At 46.6% G+C, this 19,784-nt stretch carries 15 protein-coding genes and 2 tRNA genes; 7 read left to right on the top strand and 10 right to left on the bottom strand.

Annotation, left to right across the window (positions count from 1 at the left end):
- Positions 1-85: 85 nt before the first annotated feature.
- From SG35_RS15670 to SG35_RS15685, 4 genes are read right to left on the bottom strand one after another with little or no spacing between them, the layout of a single operon-like run.
- Positions 86-2,224 (bottom strand): putative bifunctional diguanylate cyclase/phosphodiesterase, encoded by a 2,139-nt coding sequence (locus SG35_RS15670; RefSeq protein WP_053043302.1) that lies wholly within the window; start codon positions 2,222-2,224, stop codon positions 86-88.
- A gap of 23 nt (positions 2,225-2,247) precedes the next feature.
- Positions 2,248-2,865 (bottom strand): chemotaxis protein CheB, encoded by a 618-nt coding sequence (locus SG35_RS15675; RefSeq protein WP_044834845.1) that lies wholly within the window; start codon positions 2,863-2,865, stop codon positions 2,248-2,250.
- On the bottom strand, positions 2,855-3,706 hold the full coding sequence (locus SG35_RS15680; RefSeq protein ID WP_044834844.1) for a CheR family methyltransferase: 852 nt from the start codon (positions 3,704-3,706) through the stop codon (positions 2,855-2,857). The genes SG35_RS15675 and SG35_RS15680 overlap by 11 nt, the downstream gene beginning before the upstream one ends.
- Before the next feature lie 12 nt (positions 3,707-3,718).
- Positions 3,719-7,726: a hybrid sensor histidine kinase/response regulator gene (locus SG35_RS15685; RefSeq protein WP_053043301.1), complete on the bottom strand. Its 4,008-nt coding sequence runs from the start codon at positions 7,724-7,726 to the stop codon at positions 3,719-3,721.
- A 240-nt stretch (positions 7,727-7,966) separates the two neighbouring features.
- Here SG35_RS15685 and SG35_RS15690 point away from each other — a divergent pair, with 240 nt between their 5' ends.
- The 3 genes from SG35_RS15690 to SG35_RS15700 all read left to right on the top strand — a co-directional run bounded on the left by SG35_RS15690 (position 7,967) and on the right by SG35_RS15700 (position 10,109).
- Positions 7,967-8,704: an START domain-containing protein gene (locus SG35_RS15690; RefSeq protein ID WP_337993200.1), complete on the top strand. Its 738-nt coding sequence runs from the start codon at positions 7,967-7,969 to the stop codon at positions 8,702-8,704.
- Positions 8,705-8,811: 107 nt separating this feature from the next.
- The gene (locus SG35_RS15695) at positions 8,812-9,684 is read left to right on the top strand and encodes a fructosamine kinase family protein (protein ID WP_044834843.1); all 873 of its coding nucleotides are present in this window, start codon (positions 8,812-8,814) and stop codon (positions 9,682-9,684) included.
- 218 nt (positions 9,685-9,902) lie between these two features.
- Positions 9,903-10,109: a CPXCG motif-containing cysteine-rich protein gene (locus SG35_RS15700; protein ID WP_044834842.1), complete on the top strand. Its 207-nt coding sequence runs from the start codon at positions 9,903-9,905 to the stop codon at positions 10,107-10,109.
- Positions 10,110-10,263: 154 nt separating this feature from the next.
- Here the strand turns inward: SG35_RS15700 and SG35_RS15705 are convergent, their stop codons facing one another.
- On the bottom strand, positions 10,264-10,881 hold the full coding sequence (locus SG35_RS15705) for a riboflavin synthase (protein ID WP_044834841.1): 618 nt from the start codon (positions 10,879-10,881) through the stop codon (positions 10,264-10,266).
- Between the two features lie 70 nt (positions 10,882-10,951).
- On the opposite strand from SG35_RS15705, the gene SG35_RS15710 reads away from it, so the two are divergent.
- The 4 genes from SG35_RS15710 (at position 10,952) to SG35_RS15725 (ending at position 13,627) form a co-directional block, all read left to right on the top strand.
- On the top strand, positions 10,952-12,319 hold the full coding sequence (locus tag SG35_RS15710) for an MATE family efflux transporter (RefSeq protein ID WP_044834840.1): 1,368 nt from the start codon (positions 10,952-10,954) through the stop codon (positions 12,317-12,319).
- Between the two features lie 177 nt (positions 12,320-12,496).
- A tRNA-Val gene (locus SG35_RS15715) sits at positions 12,497-12,573 on the top strand.
- 552 nt (positions 12,574-13,125) lie between these two features.
- Positions 13,126-13,202, top strand: a tRNA-Val gene (locus SG35_RS15720).
- Positions 13,203-13,414: 212 nt separating this feature from the next.
- The gene (locus SG35_RS15725; protein WP_044834839.1) at positions 13,415-13,627 is read left to right on the top strand and encodes a hypothetical protein; all 213 of its coding nucleotides are present in this window, start codon (positions 13,415-13,417) and stop codon (positions 13,625-13,627) included.
- Between the two features lie 105 nt (positions 13,628-13,732).
- Here the strand turns inward: SG35_RS15725 and SG35_RS15730 are convergent, their stop codons facing one another.
- The 5 genes from SG35_RS15730 to SG35_RS15750 form a co-directional block, all read right to left on the bottom strand.
- Positions 13,733-14,665 carry a porin gene (locus SG35_RS15730; protein WP_044834838.1) on the bottom strand — a complete coding sequence of 311 codons (933 nt, stop codon included), beginning with the start codon at positions 14,663-14,665 and terminating at the stop codon, positions 13,733-13,735.
- Between the two features lie 351 nt (positions 14,666-15,016).
- A complete protein-coding gene (locus SG35_RS15735) occupies positions 15,017-16,300 on the bottom strand; it encodes a transporter substrate-binding domain-containing protein (protein ID WP_053043299.1) in 1,284 nt (427 codons plus the stop codon).
- 18 nt (positions 16,301-16,318) lie between these two features.
- Positions 16,319-17,941, bottom strand: coding sequence for a methyl-accepting chemotaxis protein (locus tag SG35_RS15740; protein WP_053043298.1), 1,623 nt, complete (start codon positions 17,939-17,941; stop codon positions 16,319-16,321).
- A 291-nt stretch (positions 17,942-18,232) separates the two neighbouring features.
- Positions 18,233-18,715: an FKBP-type peptidyl-prolyl cis-trans isomerase gene (locus SG35_RS15745; RefSeq protein WP_044834837.1), complete on the bottom strand. Its 483-nt coding sequence runs from the start codon at positions 18,713-18,715 to the stop codon at positions 18,233-18,235.
- A 109-nt stretch (positions 18,716-18,824) separates the two neighbouring features.
- Entirely contained in the window at positions 18,825-19,712 is an 888-nt protein-coding gene (locus tag SG35_RS15750; protein ID WP_053043297.1) for a DMT family transporter, read from the bottom strand.
- Positions 19,713-19,784: the final 72 nt, after the last annotated feature.

A 19,784-nucleotide genomic window follows, 5' to 3' on the forward strand; every position in this document is an offset into this window, starting at 1 on the left:
TATAATAAGCCGAAGGCTATGAAAGGACAACAGGTTTTCATGAAATAATCATCAATGGGAGCATAAAGTATAAAACCGTCGAGACTTAATATTTTAGCGCGTTATCGCCGCCTTTTAATTCACGACTGTCAGGCTTACAGTTCATGGGAGTATAATCACGGCTAAACTGGTACAAGGCTTCAATATCCACCGGTTTGCTAAAATAATAGCCCTGAAGCAAGCTGCAACCGTGCTGCTGTAAAAACGCCACCTGCTCTCTGGTTTCCACCCCTTCGGCCACTGTTTCTAATCCCAGGCTATGGGCCAAGGCGATAATGCCTTTTATAATGGCTTCGCTTTCGGCGTCTTTACCTATTTCCCGGACAAAGCTGACATCAATTTTCAAGGTATCTATCGGCAAGCGGCGCAGATAACTTAACGACGAATACCCGGTACCAAAATCATCTACCGCGATACTGACCCCATAGCTGCGGATAATACTGAGCATTTCAATGGAAGCTTCGGGATCTTCCATAATCAAACTTTCGGTGAGTTCAATCTGGACATGGGCCGGGGGGATCTCGCATTGCTCCAGCACTTTGCCGATGAGTTTATCAAAGCCTTCGACTTTCAGCTGTTTCGGTGAGACATTAACAGAAACCGACAAAATTCCCAGGGCAAGCTTTTCATCATTAAGGGCTTTTATTTCCATACAGGCCCGGTTAAAGATCCAGCTGCCAAATTCGATGATCAAGCCGCATTCTTCCGCTAAGGGAATAAAAACCGACGGTGCTATCATACCGCTATCATCAAAACACCAGCGCATTAACGCTTCTACCCCGACCATTTCCCCGGTTAAGGCAGAAAACTTAGGCTGGTAATGTACCTGCATCTGCTCTTTTTCCAGAGCATGACGCAAACCGTTGGCCAGCCTGGTGCGTTCATTATTACGCTGTTGCAGCTCGGGATCAAAAAAGCGGTAACTGTTACCTCCCAGGCGTTTCGCTTCATACATGGCAATATCCGCCGCCCGGTTAAGGGCTTCTTTATCGCTGCCGTTATCGGGGAAACAGGCGATACCGAGACTGCAACCGACAAAAACCTCTACGCCCTGGTAATTTATGGGGGCGATCACAGAGGAGATCAGCTTGGCGGCAATATTGGCGGCATGCTGCTGATCGGCTATTTTATCGGTAGCTATGGCAAACTCATCCCCTCCCAAACGGGCGACAATATCACTTTTTCGTACCCCGGCAGTGATGCGTGACGCCACCGTGGATAAAACATGATCACCGGCATCATGTCCTAAAGTGTCGTTGATCTGTTTAAAACGATCCAAATCGAGGAAAAGCACCGCAAAGCTGTGCTGTTCACGCCTGGCGCCGGCAATCAGCTTGTCCTGGAAAGTATAATAGGTAGCACGGTTGCTCAATCCGGTAAGCTGATCATAATTGGCCAGTTGCTCAAGCTGGCGGGCTACCTGGCGTTCCTGGGTGATATCACGTGCGAACAGGGCAAAGGTTTGGATTTTTTCCGAGGAAAACTCAACAATAGGCAATAAGCTCACTTGAAAAAGCAAATCCCCGATGCTTTCTTCATAGTGCTGCAATTGGTGACTTTCCTGAACCTGGGTCATTTTTTCCTGCAACACCCCTGCTTGCTGCTCAGGCAACAGGGAAAACAGACAATTACCGACCACAGACGTTAACGGCCTGTGCAAGCGACTGGCCATCACCTCATTCAGGGCCATTATTTTACCGGTATTGTCTAATAGCAGAGCGGAATCCGTTTGTGCATTAATCAGTACCTGAATGATTTTTTCGCTGGCCTGCTTTTGTGCCAACGATTGCGCCAATTCCTGCTTCTGGCGATCTAAATCCAGTAACACTTTGACCTTGCTCAGCAAAACCTCGGCTTCTATCGGTTTGAGCAAATAGTCCACCGCACCGGCTTCGTAGCCACGAAAGATATTTTGGGCGTCCCGGCTCATGGCGGTGACAAAGATAATGGGGATATTGCGGGTGTTTTTATTTGCGCGCATCAGCTCTGCGACTTCAAATCCCCCCATGCCCGGCATCAGCACATCGAGCAAGACCAGGGCATAGGCTTGTTTGATCACCCTGCGCAGGGCTTCTTCACCGGACTCGACGGTCACGATATTTACATCTAAGCCGGCCAGCACCCGGCTAATGGCATGAAGGTTTTCTTTTTTGTCATCTACAACAAGCACATTCTGTTTGATCATAACTCATGCTTTCCTACGGCTGGCTAAGGGCTGCCACCCTTTTGCCTGCCGCCGTTAACAGCTTTCACCAAAAAGATACGGCAAAGCAGAGCGCCTATGTCCTGCAAAGGTACGATAAAGTCAGGCCGGGCATTAGCAATGGCATGTTCCGGCATTTGCGGGGCTTGTGCTGTTTGCGGCGATTGAACCAGCGTCAGTCCCCCCCTGCCTTTAATGTTTTTTAAGCCCATGCTGCCGTCTGAACTTGCCCCGGTTAAGATCAGCGCCGCCAAATTTGTCCCAAGCGCATCGGCAGCGGTATCAAAAAGCACATCGATGGAAGGAATTGAAAAATTTACCGGTAAATCCACCGATAAACTCAGCTTTCCCGACAACTCGAGCTGTAAATGATATCCGGCGGGTGAAATATACACAGAGCCCGGCAAAGGTACCTCCCCCGCCCTAGCCTCCCTGACCCGTAAGGCAGTCATGCTGTCGAGCAACAAGGCTAAATATTCACTGTCATTACCAACGCCCTGGTGCTGTACCACCAGCACAGGTGCAGGAAAAGATCCGGGAAGCCGGCCCAACACGACACCCAAGGCATTAAGTCCGCCGGCAGAAGCACCTATGACCAGCATATGATATTGCTTAAGCTTCATCTTGATTTGCCTTAGGCAAAGCGGCGGTTTTACGATAAATTTTAGCCCCGGGCTCAAAATCATCAAACTGATGTGTTATCGAGGTAAATTCCAGGGTTTCCTTATCCCCCAAGACAAGAAAGCCTTTATGCACCAGACTGTTAATAAGCAGGCCCAGCACTTTATTCTGCAGAGCCTGATTAAAATAAATCAGTACATTACGGCACATGATCAGGTGCATTTCAGCAAAGACCTGATCCCGGGTGAGATTGTGATAGGCAAAGGTAATACGCTTTCTTAAAAATGCCTTCATGATCACCGCATCATAATTGTGCCGGTAATACTCGCTCAGGGCCTTTTTCCCTCCCCCCAGCAGATAATTCTCCTGGTATTTCACCAGCTCCTGGGAATAAATGCCTTTTCGGGCAATTTCTAACGAATGATTGTTAAAGTCGGTGGCATAAATCCGGGTTTTTTCCAGCAAGCCCTCTTCGTGCAAGAGTATCGCCAGGGAATAGACTTCTTCCCCTGTGGCACAACCGGCATGCCAGACATTAATGCGCGAATATGTCTTTAATCTGGGGATCACCCGTTCACGGAGCCGTAAAAACACCTTGGGGTCGCGAAACATTTCGGTGACAGTGATCGACATATCCTGAAGGAACAACTCGAAAAAATCACTGTCGTAAAGCATTTTACCCACCATATCCGAGATATGGCGGCAATCACTCTGCTCCAGGCGGTTGAGTATCCGTCGCTTCAACGAAGCGCCGGCATAGTCACGAAAATCATAACCGTAACAGGCGTAGATGGCTTCGAGCAGCCATTTTATTTCAAATGCTTCCCGGGATTGTCTATCCATAGCACCCCCCTGTTAAAACAGCCAAATTTGCATCATGGATAATAAGCGCTCCATATCGACAGGTTTAGTGAGATATTCCGATGCCCCGGCTTCAATACAGCTGGCCTTGTCTTCCGGCATCGCTTTTGCCGTCAACGCAATAATGGGCACCTGCTGATAGACGCTGATTTTTCGGATTTCCCGTATTGCCGTCAGGCCGTCCATTTCCGGCATCATGATATCCATCAAAATCAAATCAAAGGGCGCATCGCGTTCAGCAATTTTTTCTAGTGCCACCAGGCCATTTTCCGCCATAGTGACATTTACTCCGGACTTCTCAAGCTCCCGCGACAGGGCAAAAATATTTCTCATGTCATCGTCGACCAGTAAAATCTCCTGTCCCGACAAAGTTGTTGTTTGATCATGGAGCATCTTTAAGGTTTTTTGTTGCTCCATGGAAAAGGCGCTCTGGATACTGTGCAGAAAAAGCGAGACATCATCGAGTAACCGCTCCGGTGACTCGGCCCCCTTGACGATAATATCTTCGCTTATCTTGCACAGCGCTTTATATTCATCGTCCGGAATATCTTTACCGGTATAAACGATCACCGGTACCCGCTCTTGCCCGCGAAGCTGCTTGATGGTGGTTAATAGCTCTCCCCCGCTCATATCCGGCAAGCCCAAATCCAGAATAATGCAGTCCACCTTATGCTCTCCCAGGTATTCAAGTGCCTTGGCGCCGCAATCGACACAATCTACCCGAATGGTCTCTGCCGAAATCAGCTTGGTAATCGCCTGCTGGTTGCCGGGATCATCTTCAATCACCAGCACTTGTTTGAATTGGCGGGACGAGGTTTTAATAAGCGAACTGAGTAAATTACCGATTTGTTCATTCGCCACAGGTTTGGCCAGGAAACTGAAAGCCCCAGAATTTAAAGAGTCCTGCTCGCAATCGGCTCCGGAGGCAATATGTACCGGAATATGCCGGGTTTTGAGGTTGAACTTAAGCTGCTCTAACACCGTTAGGCCATTAATGTCCGGCAGACCTAAATCCAGGATGATGCCCATGGGCAAAAATTGCTGGGCCAATAACAGCCCTTCCCTGCCCTTGTCGGTGGCCAGGCACTTAAAGCCTTCCTTTCGCGCGGCTTTGACAAGAATCCGGGCAAAATGAATATCATCTTCAATCACCAATAAGCTTTTATCACTTTCCCGGAGGATCTCTCTGTCGTCATCGAGAAAATCGCCTGGCTGAGTCATTTTATCTGCCGAAGAGGAAGAGTTTACCCCGGCCTCGGCTTTGACGGCTTTAAAAACATTAGCTTCCGGTAAAACCGGCTCTGATGCCGGAGCAATCTCTTGTGAATGCAAAGGGAGATACAAGGTAAAAACACTGCCCTGGCCCAGGGTACTTTGCAGCTTTATTTCCCCGCCCAGCAGGTGAGCCAGTTCGCGTGATATCGCCAGCCCTAAACCGGTACCGCCATATTTACGGTTGATGGAACCATCTTCTTGTTGAAAGGCTTCAAAAATCGCCACTTGCTTATCATCCGCAATGCCGATGCCGGTATCTATCACGGAAAACGCCAGGGAATCGTCCGCCTCAATATAATCCGGCAGTTGTTGTACTTCAGGTAATGGCCGGTGGATCCGCAGACGGACCGAACCTTTGCTGGTAAATTTAAAGGCATTGGACATAAAGTTCTTTAAAACCTGCTCCAGCCGTTGGATATCGCTCTGTATGGCCACAGGGACATCGGCATCCTGGCTGAGGCTAAATTCAAGTTGTTTTTGCCGGGCCAGTTTGGCAAACATCAGCTCGAGATCCTGGCAAACCGTATCCAGGGACACAGACTCAATATGTACGGTGAGTTTGCCCGCTTCCACTTTGGACAAGTCCATAATGTCATTGATTAACATCAGCAGTGCCTGCCCCCCTTCGTGGATCACCTTGGCATCTTCAAGCTGTTCAGACGTCAGGTTGCCCGCATCGTTATTGGCCAATGACTTGGATAAAATCAGCAAACTGTTTAACGGCGTGCGTAACTCATGAGACATATTCGCCAAAAACTCAGATTTGTATTTACTGGTGGTGGTGAGCTCTTCCGCTTTTTTCTCCAATTCAGCTTTGGTCTGCTGCAGGCTTTTCGACTGTTCGATTAAGGTTTTTTGCTTTTCCGACAACTCCTCGTTGGAAACCCGTAATTCTTCCGATTGTTGCTGCAGCTCTTCCTGCGAGAGTTTCAGTTGCTGTGCCTGACTCTCCAGGTTTTCATTGACCGAGCGTAACTCTTCTTTTTGCAGGTTAAGCGCTAAAGCCTGGTTTTGGGTTTCTACCAACAACTTTTCGGTGCGGTTACGGTTGGCGACATTGTCAATAATGATCCCTAAATTAACACTGACTTTTTCCAGCAACTGCAGTTGGCGGTCGGTGAAAGTGACAAAGCTGGCCAGCTCAATGATCCCCACCAGGTTATTTTCATGCATGACCGGATAGGCAAGGATATTCATCGGCTGCTGCTGCCCCAGGGCAGACTTGATGCTGATATAGTCCCCCGGCACCCGGGTCAGTAAAATGGGCTTGCCTTCCTTCGCTGCCTGTCCGGCCAGGCCTTCTCCCAGCTGGAGCTGTGCAGACAACTCCTTGCGCTCAGTAAAGGCATAACTGCCACAAAGTGACAAGGATAAGGATTCTTCCTCCTCCTTATCGGCCTGGTTTGCCAGGTAAAAGACGCCATGCCCGGCTTCAAAGCTCCTGGCTAAATGCGAGATCACCAGGTCGCAGATATCATTTAGGCTCAACACTCCCTGGGTAAGCTCCATCACCCGGTTTTCCTGGGTGGTTAGCCAGTTTTGCTGCTCTAAACGCTCAGCCCGCTCGGCAATTTGCTGCTTCATTTTCTCCAGCGCACGCCCCAACCTCATCATTTCTACCGAGCCCGTTAACTGGGTATCTATCGCATATTCGCCATTGCCTATTTTCACCGTCATGGCCAATAACTGATGGATAGGCCGGACCACGGCACGCACTATCATGAGCGCCAGACACAGAATAAGCAGGATCACCGTAGCAAACAGTATGCTTGACTCACGCTCCAGCCGGTTCAGTCCTTGCTGGTGCAAGTCAAAGTCGGCAACAAGCAGCATTTCCTGATCTTCACTCATTTGCGTTAATTTTGATTCTATGCTGCTCACTAAAGGGATCGCCCGGGTCGCCAGCCAATGATTGGCCAGATCACTTTCTTGCCCCTGCATGATCTCCTGCATCCGGTCCACTAATTGGGAAAATTTGTTTCTTGCCGTGGTTAACCGGCTAAAGGCCAGTTGCTGCCTGGCGCTAAAAGACTGGCTCAACTCCATTAACTTAAGGTAACGGGCGCCGTTGATTTGCCACTGTTTTTCATAGAACTGGAGATAACTTTCATCCGCCAGCAGGACATAGAGTTCAATATAGACCTGCGACTGACTGATACTGGCGCGAAAGTCGGCCATGGCTTTAAATAAATCTATACGGATCTTGGCGGACTTTAGCTTTGCCTCTTCATTGATCATGGCGGTAATGCTGTCCAAAATCACTTGATTGGCAGGCGTGAGCTCTAACGTCAGAATCTTGGCGGCGGGCTTATTGTCTTTACTGTCGGCAATGGCTTCTATTTCGTCCTGGTACTGGCGAAACTTGACCAGATCCGCCTGCAGCTGGTTCAGGGTTTTGATATTTTCCGGATTGGTCCAATTGAGCGATAACATTTTCAGAGTCGCCAGCGACAAGCCGATCTCATTTTGCCAGAATCCGGCACGTTGTTTTTTAAACACGGGATCTTTAAGTAATATCCAGCCACGCAGAGAAGCCAGGGTTCCCTGAATGCCGATAAGCATTTCTTTTGAGCTGTGGGCAGTGGGGATCCGGGTCTTGGCGATTCTTTTCTCTGTTTGAGCAATCGCTGTAAAATGGACTTGAATGACCAGGATAACGGCTAGTATTAACAGCAGTACCAGCGAAAACCCTAACCAAATCTTAGCGGTGAAGGTTAAATTTTTCACCCCTTCATACTCCAGTCAACAAGGCCCGAATAGCAGCCCCTTGATAATGGCTTTAAGTAAAGAAAGAATAGTACAATTTCTCAAAAGTCGGCTGACTTAGCTTTTACTTGCTCAAATAAATCGCTGCCTCTCATGGCAATACTTGAAAGATATGACACCGACATCCGAGAGCAAAATTTCCTTTGTTAGTGCACTGAATATCTTTATGGCAAACAATCGCTTAAACTAGAAAAATAAGTGATGTCATACGATATGTTCAGGAGTGCCCACTTGTTCCACGGGATTTTCGCGCTTTATCTGCTGCTTTTTTCAAACCTTGCCTCTGCCCGGCCAGCCACTGAAATGCCTTTACCGGCATCAAGTATGACGGCAGATAAACCGGCAGCACAAAACACCTGGCGACTTTGGCGGGAAAATAAGCATTCACGTGTCCGTTACCGCGCTGTCACTGACAGTCCACTGATAGAAATTTCAGCAGAGCTCAGGCTAAGCTCGACTTTGTCGGGCTTTTTATTGTTTTTACAAGATTATCCCAATATCCCGAACTGGTTGGACAATGCCAGCCAGGCCCGTTTACTCGCGCAAATATCCCCCCGGGAAAATATTTTCATCACACACTTTGACGGTTTTTGGCCGGTCAAAGCCAGGGAAATGCTGATACATTCCACTTATTGGCAAAACCCTGACTTATCGGTTGAAATTGCCGTCAACGATGCAAGTCATAAGCTAGAGAACAACACAAAGGCTATTCGCATCAAAATTCATAAAGCCCATTGGCAGCTTACCCCCCAGGCAGGCAAACAACTTGAAGTGCACTACCGCCTGATTGCCAGCCCCGAAGGGAACTTGCCCTTATGGCTGGCAAATAAACTCTCCCTAGGGGCTATGTGGAAAACCCTGCAAGCCCTGCATCAGCAGCTTCCCTTGTCGACATGGCAACAAAAAAGTATTCCGGGGATCAAAGAACAGGGCCAGTAACGGCTTTTACATGAATAAACCGTAAAAAACCACTTAGATAGGCTACACTATGCAAAGAGTAACGATTTTACCTGACAGATATTGCAATAAGCTTCAGTGGTGGTTATATGTGGCAAAGTATCGGGCAGGCCATTGCGTCAGAAACCGGCCAATCCTTTTCTATCAAAGATAAAAAACCCATTTCCGGCGGTGACATCAATCTCGCCTTTAAAGTGAATGATGAGCATCACAGCTATTTTATCAAACTCAATGATAAAAACCGTCTGAGTCACTTTGAAGCAGAAGCCTATTCCCTTGAGCAGCTCAGGGCAATAGAAACCCTGATCACCCCTGAATGTATTGCCGTAGGCACGACTCTGGATAAAAGCTATATTGTACTCTCCCATATCGATTTTTGTAGCGACAATGGCGGCCTTTGGTATCAGCTGGGACAGCAACTTGCCCAAATGCATAAAAACTCCAGCCACGGGCAATTTGGCTGGCAATATGATAACTACCTGGGCAACACCCGACAGCCCAACGACTGGCAGAGTAACTGGCGCAGCTTTTTTGCCGAACAAAGGATCGGCTGGCAATTGCAATTACTAAGCGAGCGCTCCGTCTATATGGGGGATATAGAACATATCATAGATATGTGTCATAACGGTTTAGCCCATCATCATGCTACCCCTTGCCTGGTGCATGGCGACCTCTGGCAGGGCAATGTCAGTTTTTGCACTCGGGGCCCGGTAATTTTTGATCCTGCCTGTTATTACGGCGACCGGGAGGTTGATATCGCCATGACCGAGCTGTTCGGCCAGTTTCCCGGCGAATTTTACCGGGGATACCAGGACATCTTTCCCTTGGCTGAAGGTTATGAACGCCGCAAAAACATTTATAATTTTTATCATATACTCAACCATGCCAACCTCTTTGGCGGTATCTACATAGATCAGGCAAAAGCCCTGTTGGGCCGGTTATTCGCCCTTGCCATTCATTAGCCACCATCAAAACCAGTTTGCAAATAAGTTTATTTTCCACAATAGCAAGTATTTACCGCTCTCCCCTTATCATTAAAGGGGCAGCGGCTCGCACTTTGGGCAAAACCGTTCATAATGAGATAAAGTTAATGGCTAAATTGAGTTATCAATTATCAGGGATATTGCTGATTTCATCTTGTGTTGACTAGCTCTTTTTGGCGTTAAATCTGGGAGGTCTTATGCTCCAGGATATTACCGAACAACGCATTCGTTGTCCGCATTGCGGCCATCACCTGCATGTCACATTAGATACCACCTCAGGTGATCAAGACTATTATGACGAGTGTCCCGCCTGCTGCAGCGATATTCATTTTAACTTGCATATAGACGAATACCGGCAAAAAATTCAGCTGGCAGTAGACAGCGATGATGAGCAGGTCTTTTAACGGCTGCTACGATATCCAGGTAGATTTAGCTATCAATAGCTGAGCAACAGATTAACGCGGGGAAACCATTCAATCAGGCTTTTCCCGGCTCAAGACATTCGCAGATAACATTTGCTATTAAGTGTCATCTCGCTTCCTTTTTAACACGCCGAACTCAAACCAGGTTCATTCGCTCCAGCGTTGTCACTATTGTGATGGTTTGCTGATCAAACTCCAGGTTCACCTTGTCGTTAATGGACAGCTGGCTTAAGTTAGTCCGGGCCAGGGTTTCCGGAATAAGGTGCACGCTAAATTGATTATCAACCACTTCCCCCAAGGTTAAACTGATGCCATTTATGGCAATAAAACCTTTGGGTAAAATATACTTCATCCAGTTGGCTGCACAGGCAAAAACCAGACGACAATTGCTCGAGGTCATATGATTTTCGACTAACTGTGCCTGGCAATGAACATGGCCACTGACCATATGCCCGCCAAGCTCATCCCCGACTTTTAAAGAACGCTCAATATTAACCGGGGCATTAAGGGTTAATGCCCCAAGATTTGTTACCGCTAAACTTTCATCGATAACATCAAAACTGATACAGGCGCGGTTTTCATCCAAAAGTGCAAATTCCACCACAGTTAAACAAACACCGTTCACTGCGATACTGGCGCCAAGTTCAAGCTGTTCTATATTTTTCGGCTCTACAGCCAGTGTTAAACGACATAAATTATTTTTTGTTTTTATTGCTAAAACTTCAGCTTGTGATTGCACTATGCCCGTAAACATATATTATCCGTCAGGTTAAATCAGTAAAGCGTCATATTAACAAACTCAAGTCCTCGTAATAAGTACCCGAATGAATTTAAATAATTTCCTCGAACAAAGTAAAAGCCTGCTTAAACTGGCCTACCCTATTTTAATTGCCCAGCTTATCCAAAACTTAATGGGGTTTTCCGATACCGTGATGGCCGGGCGCGTCAGCGCAACCGATATGGCAGCCGTAGCGGTGGCCAGCAGTGTCTGGTTACCCTTGATTTTAACCATTTATGGCCTGATCATGGCGCTGGCCACCATAGTTTCCCAGCTTGCCGGGGCAGATAAATACCACCAGGTCGCCAAAGCAAGCTTTCAAACCGGGTGGATAGCCCTGGTATTAGGCTTATCTTTGATCTTCTTATACTACCTGTTAGCCCCTTATCTTTATCCTCTGGTCACACTGGAGGCTAACTTAAAACAACTGATGTTTGACTACCTGGGTTACATCATCTGGGGCGGCCCGGGGTTTTGTTTATATTTGGTGCTCAGAAACTATTCCGAGGGTTTGTCCCACACCAAACCCACCATGATCATCAGTATTATCGGCTTAGTGATCAATATCCCGGCCAACTATATCTTTATTTACGGTGAACTGGGTATGCCGGCATTAGGGGGCGCCGGTTGCGGCATCGCCACCGCCATTGTCTACTGGGTGATGTTCTTCAGTATGCTGATTTACATTTTAGTGTCTAAAAAATTAAAGCACGCCCCACTGTTTAAGCAATTTTACTGGCCCCAGTGGTCGGAAATTAAAGGCATTCTCGCCCTGGGTGTCCCGATTGCCCTGTCTTTATTATTTGAAGTGAGCTTGTTTGCCGTGGTTGCTGTGATCCTGGCCCCTTTTGGCGCCAATGTCGTCGCCAGTCATCAGATAGCCATTAACTTTTCCGGCCTGGTGTTTATGGTGCCTTTAAGCCTGGCACTGGCGGTTACCATCAAGGTCGGGTTTGCCGTAGGCAATAAAGATTACCAAGAAGCAAAAACCATCTGCCGCTATTCGGTGATACTGGGCTTGATGATCGCTTTATTCACGGCGGCGCTGACCCTGATTTTTAAAACCCAGATTGCCACTATCTATACCACAGACACTAAAGTGATCGAATTGGCCGCCAGCTTAATGTTTTTAGCGGCATTATTTCAATTCTCAGATGCAATCCAGGTAATCTCCGCCGGGGCGCTGCGCGGTTATAAAGATACCAAATCAATTTTAGTGATCACCTTTGTCGCCTACTGGCTGGTAGGCCTGAGTTTAGGATTAATCCTGGGAGTAACCGATTGGTTAATGCCTGCCATCGGCGCTTATGGCTTCTGGATCGGCTTTATTTCAGGATTAACCACAGCGGCATTTTTCCTGGCATGGCGGCTGCGTATCGTACAGCAGCGGTTTGAACGGGCACCATGTGTTTAAAATAAATGCGGTTTGTTGCTTTAACAAGCAAACGGTTGCCGGTTTAAGAAAATCTGTATAAAAGTACTTGCAACAACAAAAACAGATCGCTAGTATAGCGCCCCGTTGAGGCAAAGAGATGTTTAAATTTTTTTATCTAAGATAAGAAGTTATTCTCAATATTTGCACGAAAATTCCGGGAGCGTAGCTCAGTTGGTTAGAGCGCATCGTTGACATCGATGAGGTCGCTGATTCGAATTCAGTCGCACCCACCATATATAAAAATAGCTGCCTTAGGGCGGCTATTTTTCTTTCTGCCCCCAAAAAATTCAGTCACAACAAAAAACTCTTGCCTCGCCGTTTAATTGACCATTATTGTTAAAGCTGCTTTCTCAACTCGTCATGAATATTCAACATAAAAAGCCAGTGATAATGATGACTGGCGCAGCCTATTCCTGCCATATTAATTTTTGCCTTTTACATTCCCGGCGGCTCTTGCGCCGGAATTTTAAAATAGCTTGTTCCTCTAACACGTCACAACCATCATCTGCCTGGCGACCAATAGCAGATACAGAGCGGCGAATTAAACACTGACAGTCGCTCAAATAAAATGCAGCATGTTGATTTAACAAACAAAGTGGCACTAATTTAATGTTATTTTCAGAAAAAGACTTGCAACAGGGAAAACAGATCGCTAGTATAGCGCCCCGTTGAGAGACGAAGATATAAATCTTCTTGCTGATTCAAACGAATATATAGCAAAACTTTTCTCCTCTCGGTTTATGGAACTGCATCCAGCTTAAGCTAAGCGAATTGCACAGAATTTTGGGAGCGTAGCTCAGTTGGTTAGAGCGCATCGTTGACATCGATGAGGTCGCTGATTCGAATTCAGTCGCACCCACCATATAGCAAAAGCCGCCTTTTAGGCGGCTTTTTCTTTTCTAACAATAAATATTTCCACTCTCAGAGCTAAAGCGAAAAAACATGCCAGTCTGGGAATAAGCCATCAATAAATAGCTTTACTTTCCGGCAATTCAGTCTCCTGCTTACCTGTTACATTCGTACTATACTTAGATTACCGTGAGTTAACGGCTGCTTAAATGCACGGGAGTTAGTATGGCTATTTCAATCAATCGTGTTCAAACGCAATTATCTGTCACCCCAACCGAGCGTCAACAGCAAACAGAACGGGCCGCACAAGAGCGCCGCGAGCAGGAGGCATTGCAGCAACAAAGGCAACAAGCCCAGGTGCAGCAAAGGGAAAGAGAAGAAGAAAACCGAATTGCCGCGCAGGAAAGAAATGCACGCACTATCGATGTGATCGTCTAATGACACAGCAAAGGGCAAAGAAGAATATCGACAAGTTAATATCGAAATTCCTCTTGCCCTGCCTTCAGGTATGGCTTAAACCAGCAGCAGACCCCATAAGTCTGTTTAAAAAGTCACGATAGCTTCAATAGCAAATAAGTCCGAATCGCCGTTAGATAATAGGTTGTTTTCTGTTTCGGAATATTCAAAAACAAGCAGTAAATCATCTGACACTTTATAAGAAGGTGAAATGGTCCATTTTTCAATGTCCGTGATCTCAAAGTCGGCATCATTTTCAACTTCCAGGGCACTGGTCCTTAACGTCAGGCCTATTTTACTGGTAAATTCATAATTTGCCATTACCAGCCAACCATCGCCTTCATAATCTTTGCCGCCCCAATCTTCCAGATGATTATATTCCGCCGCCAGGGTTAGGCCATTTTTACTATAACTGGCCCAGAGGTTAGTTAACGCCTGATCATAATTGGCTATTTCTTCTGTGGTATAACCCAGATGGATGGTTACGTCGGGAATAGATTTCACCTTAACCGCAAAGTCATAAGCATTATCATCCGTTTCCGTATCTTTAGAGTCCCAGGCACTGGCGACTATCGCACCATGAAAGGTAAAATCATCATTACTGTAGGTAACACTGGCGCCGTTCATCATGCCAGGGTATACCAAAGTTGCGGACGTAGAGAACTGATACAAGTCGGGGGCGTGAAAGGCTTCCCAGCCCTGGATACTCAAGAATTTACCGGCAACGATATTGAGGTTTTTATTCACCTGGTAATTAAGGTGGGCCTGTTCCAGTTCGAAGTCTTCGTCACTGCTACCGCGAACATGTGCCACCACACTCAAGTTATCCTTTCCCTGATATAAAAACCTTAATTCCAGCGCATCCAGGGTAAAATCATCTTCGGTGCTATCATCAACATCTTCTGAAACAAAAGAAACATCCAGGTAACCCGAAAACGAAATCGGATCATGTGTTGCCGCAAGGGTCTGCGCTGAAATCAATGCCAGGCTTGATAAGGTTAAACACGTATATGCTCTCATATATTAAGTCCTCTCCAAAAATTACCTAATTTAAGTTTTACCGCATTATTATTACGACTCACTGCGAAATAAGTTTTTTCAGTATTTTTATTACGACTTACTACAAAGTTAGTTGCATGACTTTTTATTACGACTTACTACAAGCTAGGATTTACCATTTTCTGTACGACTTACTACACGTTAAGCTGTGTACCTTTACTATATTTGTTACTCGTTAGACGCTACCACCTTTTATACAAACATAGTCCAAGATAAGTATGTTCACATCTTTATTCCCCTGAATATCAAGCATAACTGTCAATTCAAGCGCAGATATTCTGCGCTTCGATCTGTTCAGCTTCCCCTGGAGAGTTAAGTGGGTACCCTTCTTCCCTTGATATAGTACTCACCGCCATTTTCACAGGTTTTCCCAGGGTCTATCTTAGGATTAAAGACCATGGGCTCAACCAAGTTAGCCGACTCATCGAGAATATCGAATAACCCGGCATCATTCACCCGCCCTATCCTGGGCCTTAATGCGGTGTGCAAATTGTTGCTGTTAACCCTGACCTTACCTTCCGGGGCATTGATTTCCATGCCCTTACAGGCATTAACCAAGGCGACGGGATCAAAACTTTTACTCATTTTCGCCGCTTTGGCGAACATTAAAAACCCGCTATAGGCTGCCTGCATCACCCCGGAAGTCACCGCCGGCAAAGGAAACTGTTTTTTGTTGCTTTCAAGAAAGTTTTTAAACTTGGAAACAAAGGCTTTATTCTCAGCAGAATCGACGGTTTGGAAATAAGTAAAAGAAGTATAATGACCGACACAGTTTTTAATACCGGCCGATAGCACTTCCGGCTCCGTCATAGGATAAGATAAAATAGGCATATTCGTGCTGTTAAGTCCCTGTTTGGTATATTCCTGCATAAAGGCATCGCCGGATGCGCCGACAACATTGGACAATACCCAGTCAGGCTTTTTCGCCTTTATATCTTTAACGATGTCTGTGTACCCGGCCGTTGTCGTTACATTCAAATCAACATATTTTTCCCCCACCACTTTGCCGCCACTGGCAGATATCACATATTTCGCCGCTTTGTTCATGGTACGGGGATAAATGTAGTTTGAGCCGATTAAATAAATATTTTTCCCCGAGCGTTTAATCATCCAGGGAACTGAATTATCTACCTGCTGGTTGGGACAGGACCCGGTCATGATCATGTTGTCGGTACACTCCCGGCCTTCATAATAAGTCGGGTAAAACAACAAACCATTGGCTTTTTGAATAATAGGCAATAGTGCTTCACGGCTGGCCGAGGTATAACAGGAATGGAAGATAGACACCCCGCTTTCCACCAGTTCTTTTGCCTGCTTGGCATAATTTCCCCAGTTGCTGGCGGGATCCCGCATAACCGGTACAACTTTTTTACCATTGATGCCGCCTTTACTGTTAACTTCCTCAATCGCCATCAGCAAGACCGCTATTTGGTAGGGCTCAACTATGCCCATAAACCCGGTGGAGGAAAGTACCAAGCCGATGTGAATTTCATCCGGGGACGGCGCCAAACGGGCAAAACAGACAGGGTAAGGCAGAGCCAATGCCAGGGCAGCCGCGGAACAATTGCGTACGAATCTGCGACGGGTAATACTCATGAGAAGCCTCCAAAAATGTCATACTTTAAATTGAGATACCATTTCTTTAACCTGCTGTGCCATATCGGTAACGCTGCGACATGAAGTCACTGTCGTCTCCGAGCTTTCGATGACAGTGCTGGCGATGTGTTGTATCCTTTCAGTACTTTCATTGACATTGTCAATGGCCAGGGCCTGCTCCGCTGAGGCGTGGGCAATTTCAGAATTCATGGTCTGGATCACATTGACCGCTTCAACTATTTGATTTAAAGATTCTCCTGCTTTATTGGCAACTTCCACCGAACTTTTTGTCTGTTCTATACTGATCTGGATCACCTCTATTGCCTGGTTGGTTCCGGCCTGAAAATGATTGATCATACTTTCAATTTCCCCGGTAGAATTTTGCGTGCGCTGCGCCAGGGTCCTGACTTCATCAGCCACCACGGCAAATCCCCGCCCCATATCACCGGCACGGGCCGCTTCAATGGCGGCATTTAGCGCCAGTAAATTGGTCTGATCGGCAATATCACGGATCACATTGAGCATTTTACCGACATTTTCCCCTTCCTGCTCCAGGGTGCTTAATACTTTGGAAGTAGTTTTGGCATTGTCCGCCAAAGAATGGATTTCTTCTATGGTTTGCCCCACCACCTTAGTACCGTCTTTGACATTATTCATGGCATCATTGGCGGCTTCTTCAGCTTCTTTGGCGTGGCGTTTTACTTCATTAATGGAGGCGGAAATCTCGGTGACTGAGGTCGCTACCATGTTAATTTCCTGGCTTTGCTCCAGGATGCCGGTTTTATTGTCTTCGGTGACTTCAGACATTTTCAGCGACTCCCCCAGCTGCAAACTGGCAGTGCCTTCTATATTTTTCAGGGCGGTGGAAAAATGTCCGAGCATGGAATTAAAGGCTTCAACCGCAAACCCCACTTCGTCGGATTTATCATAATTAACCCTGACCTTAAGATCTGAATGCTCCGCGGCATTTTGTGCCGCATCCTTCATTAACACTAACGGCAAAACAATAGAGCGGATGATGAAATAAGAGGTGGAAATAACGATGGCGCCTAAAACCAAAGTGTAAAGGATAGACTGGGTGATGGCATCTTCCTGGATCTCTTGTGTTGAAGTATCTAAGTTAGCCATGGTTTGTTTGTCAATTTTAGCAATTTCCTGCTCCAGGACCTGTAACAACGCCTGAAACTGCTCATTACCGGTATCAAGCAGCTTGTTCATGGCATCTTCCTTGGCAAAGTTGCTGCTCATATCGATGGCCTGCAAACCGATATCGGTAATAAAGGGCTGCCACAGGCCAAGGATTTTTTGACCGGCCTTTTTACTGGCGGCATCAATCTTTCCAACACCGAGCAAGCCTTTTTCTATCTGGGCGGAAAGCTCGGTAATTTCCGCTTGCATCAGCGTCATGGTTTCATCTTCAAAAGTACTGGCATGAACAATAAGCCGGTAATAGACATTCCAAACCATACTGCGGATATTTTGCAGTTTAGCTAAGGGGATGGTGCTTTCCTTAAAGATAACCGAGGTGGATTGTGCTACCTGCCCGGTAAGGTTGATCCCGGAATAACCTATGATGACAAAAAAAAGGGTAACGACAAAAGAGAAGATATAAAGCTTGTTTTTGACTGAGATGCTTTTCATTTTCAACGACTGCCAGTTAAGAAAAATTATCCTTAAGAACCAGTTTTAATGAATTACTTTTCAAGTGACTTAAGTGTAGATGCTCTTTTTGGAAAGACAAATTTAGCCTGTCCCCAAGCCAACCGGGATAAATAGCGGCCGGCAGGTTAAATGAGTGCAAGATTATCCCGGGGGAAACAGAGACGAAAATTTACACTGAGCCCAAAAAAAGAAGTAAAATCCTGGGAATGAAGATAAGATGCCGACCCTGGAGGCAAGCCGACATCAAGCGATAGAAATGCTATAGCAAAATTAGTGCTGGTGACCGCCAACACCGTGGGCATGGCCATGTTCAATTTCTTCAGCTGTGGCTTCACGCACATCCAGCACTTCTAAATCAAACGTCAGTACCTTGCCGGCAAGCGGTGGATTAATATCGACCGTCACCATAAATTTTCCCACTTTAACAACCGTAACCTGGCGCTCCCCCTGCTCAGTATGTACCAGGGCAGTCATACCCGGCTGCCATTTATCGGCCCCCTGCAGGTGCTTAACCGGTACCCGCTGGATAGCATCTTCCTGCCGCTCGCCGTAAGCCTCTTCGGGCTGGAGCGTGACAGAAAACTTATCACCGGCGGCTTTATCGGTTAATGCCTTTTCAACCCCCACCAACATATTATTAAAACCGTGCAGATAGGCAAGCGGATCCCCGCCCACTGAAGACTCGATTTCTTTACCCGCTTCATCTTTTAAAGTGTAATGAAACTGGACAACGGTTTTATCTGCAATTTTCATAGCAATTCCAAAATGTTTATTCGTTAATTTGGCCGCGAGTGTAGCAAAAACCCCCTAAAATCCCTAATGTTTTATCCTGATAGTCATATGTTAGCAAAGAAGGGGCAAATCAGGCCCAAAGCAAGAGGATCACCACACTGGCAAGAACCAACAATATACCTGCATATTCAGCTAACGCGACTTTTTCTTTAAACAAGCGGTAAGTCAGCACGAGTGTAATAAAAAACTCCACCTGCCCCAGGGCCTTGACATAAGCGGCATTTTGCAAACTTGCGCCGGTAAACCAGCCGATGGACCCCAGCACGCTGGTGATCCCGACAAACAGACATAAACGCCAGTGTTTAAGCATAAGGGGTAACTGGGCTTTATCCTTCAGCCATAAATACATCAGGGAGATCACCGATTGCACTGTGATCATAAAGACCAGGGTCAGCGCTGCACTCACCATTAAATTGGTTGCCAGTGCCAGACTCGACTGGCGGATCAATAACGTGGTGATCGCCAGCGCCAGCCCGGAAGCGAGCCCGAAACCGGCGCCGGGATTTTCCCATAACTCCCTGACAGAAAGCTTGACCTTAGATAAAATCAAAACACCGACCACACCTAAAATCACCGAAAACCAGCCCCAGAGACTCAAAGGAGCAGCAAAAAATAAAGCCCCGACTACTGCCACCTGGATCGCCTCGGTTTTAGATAAACTGGTGGCCACGGCAAAATTACGGTATTTGAATGCCGCGACCAAAAAAACCGTGCCCAGGATTTGCGTCACACAGGCAATGGCCGCATATTGAATAAACGCCTGATTTAGTTTGGGAACCTCCATCTGATGATATTCAAGCAAGGCATATAAATAAAACCAGGCAAAAGGCAAAGCATAAAGGTAACGCACTCCCGTTGTCGCCATCGCATTCAAATGGCCCGACAACTGCTTCTGACCTGCGGTGCGTACCGCCTGCATCAAAGCGGCAAGCAAGGTGAAGTAAATCCAGGTTTGCAATCAAATACTCCTTAATAACAACTTGCCATGAATCCCGGGGTATTCATGGCAAAATATTCAATCATAAAACGT

The organism is Thalassomonas actiniarum, from assembly GCF_000948975.2.
GTDB lineage: Bacteria > Pseudomonadota > Gammaproteobacteria > Enterobacterales > Alteromonadaceae > Thalassomonas > Thalassomonas actiniarum.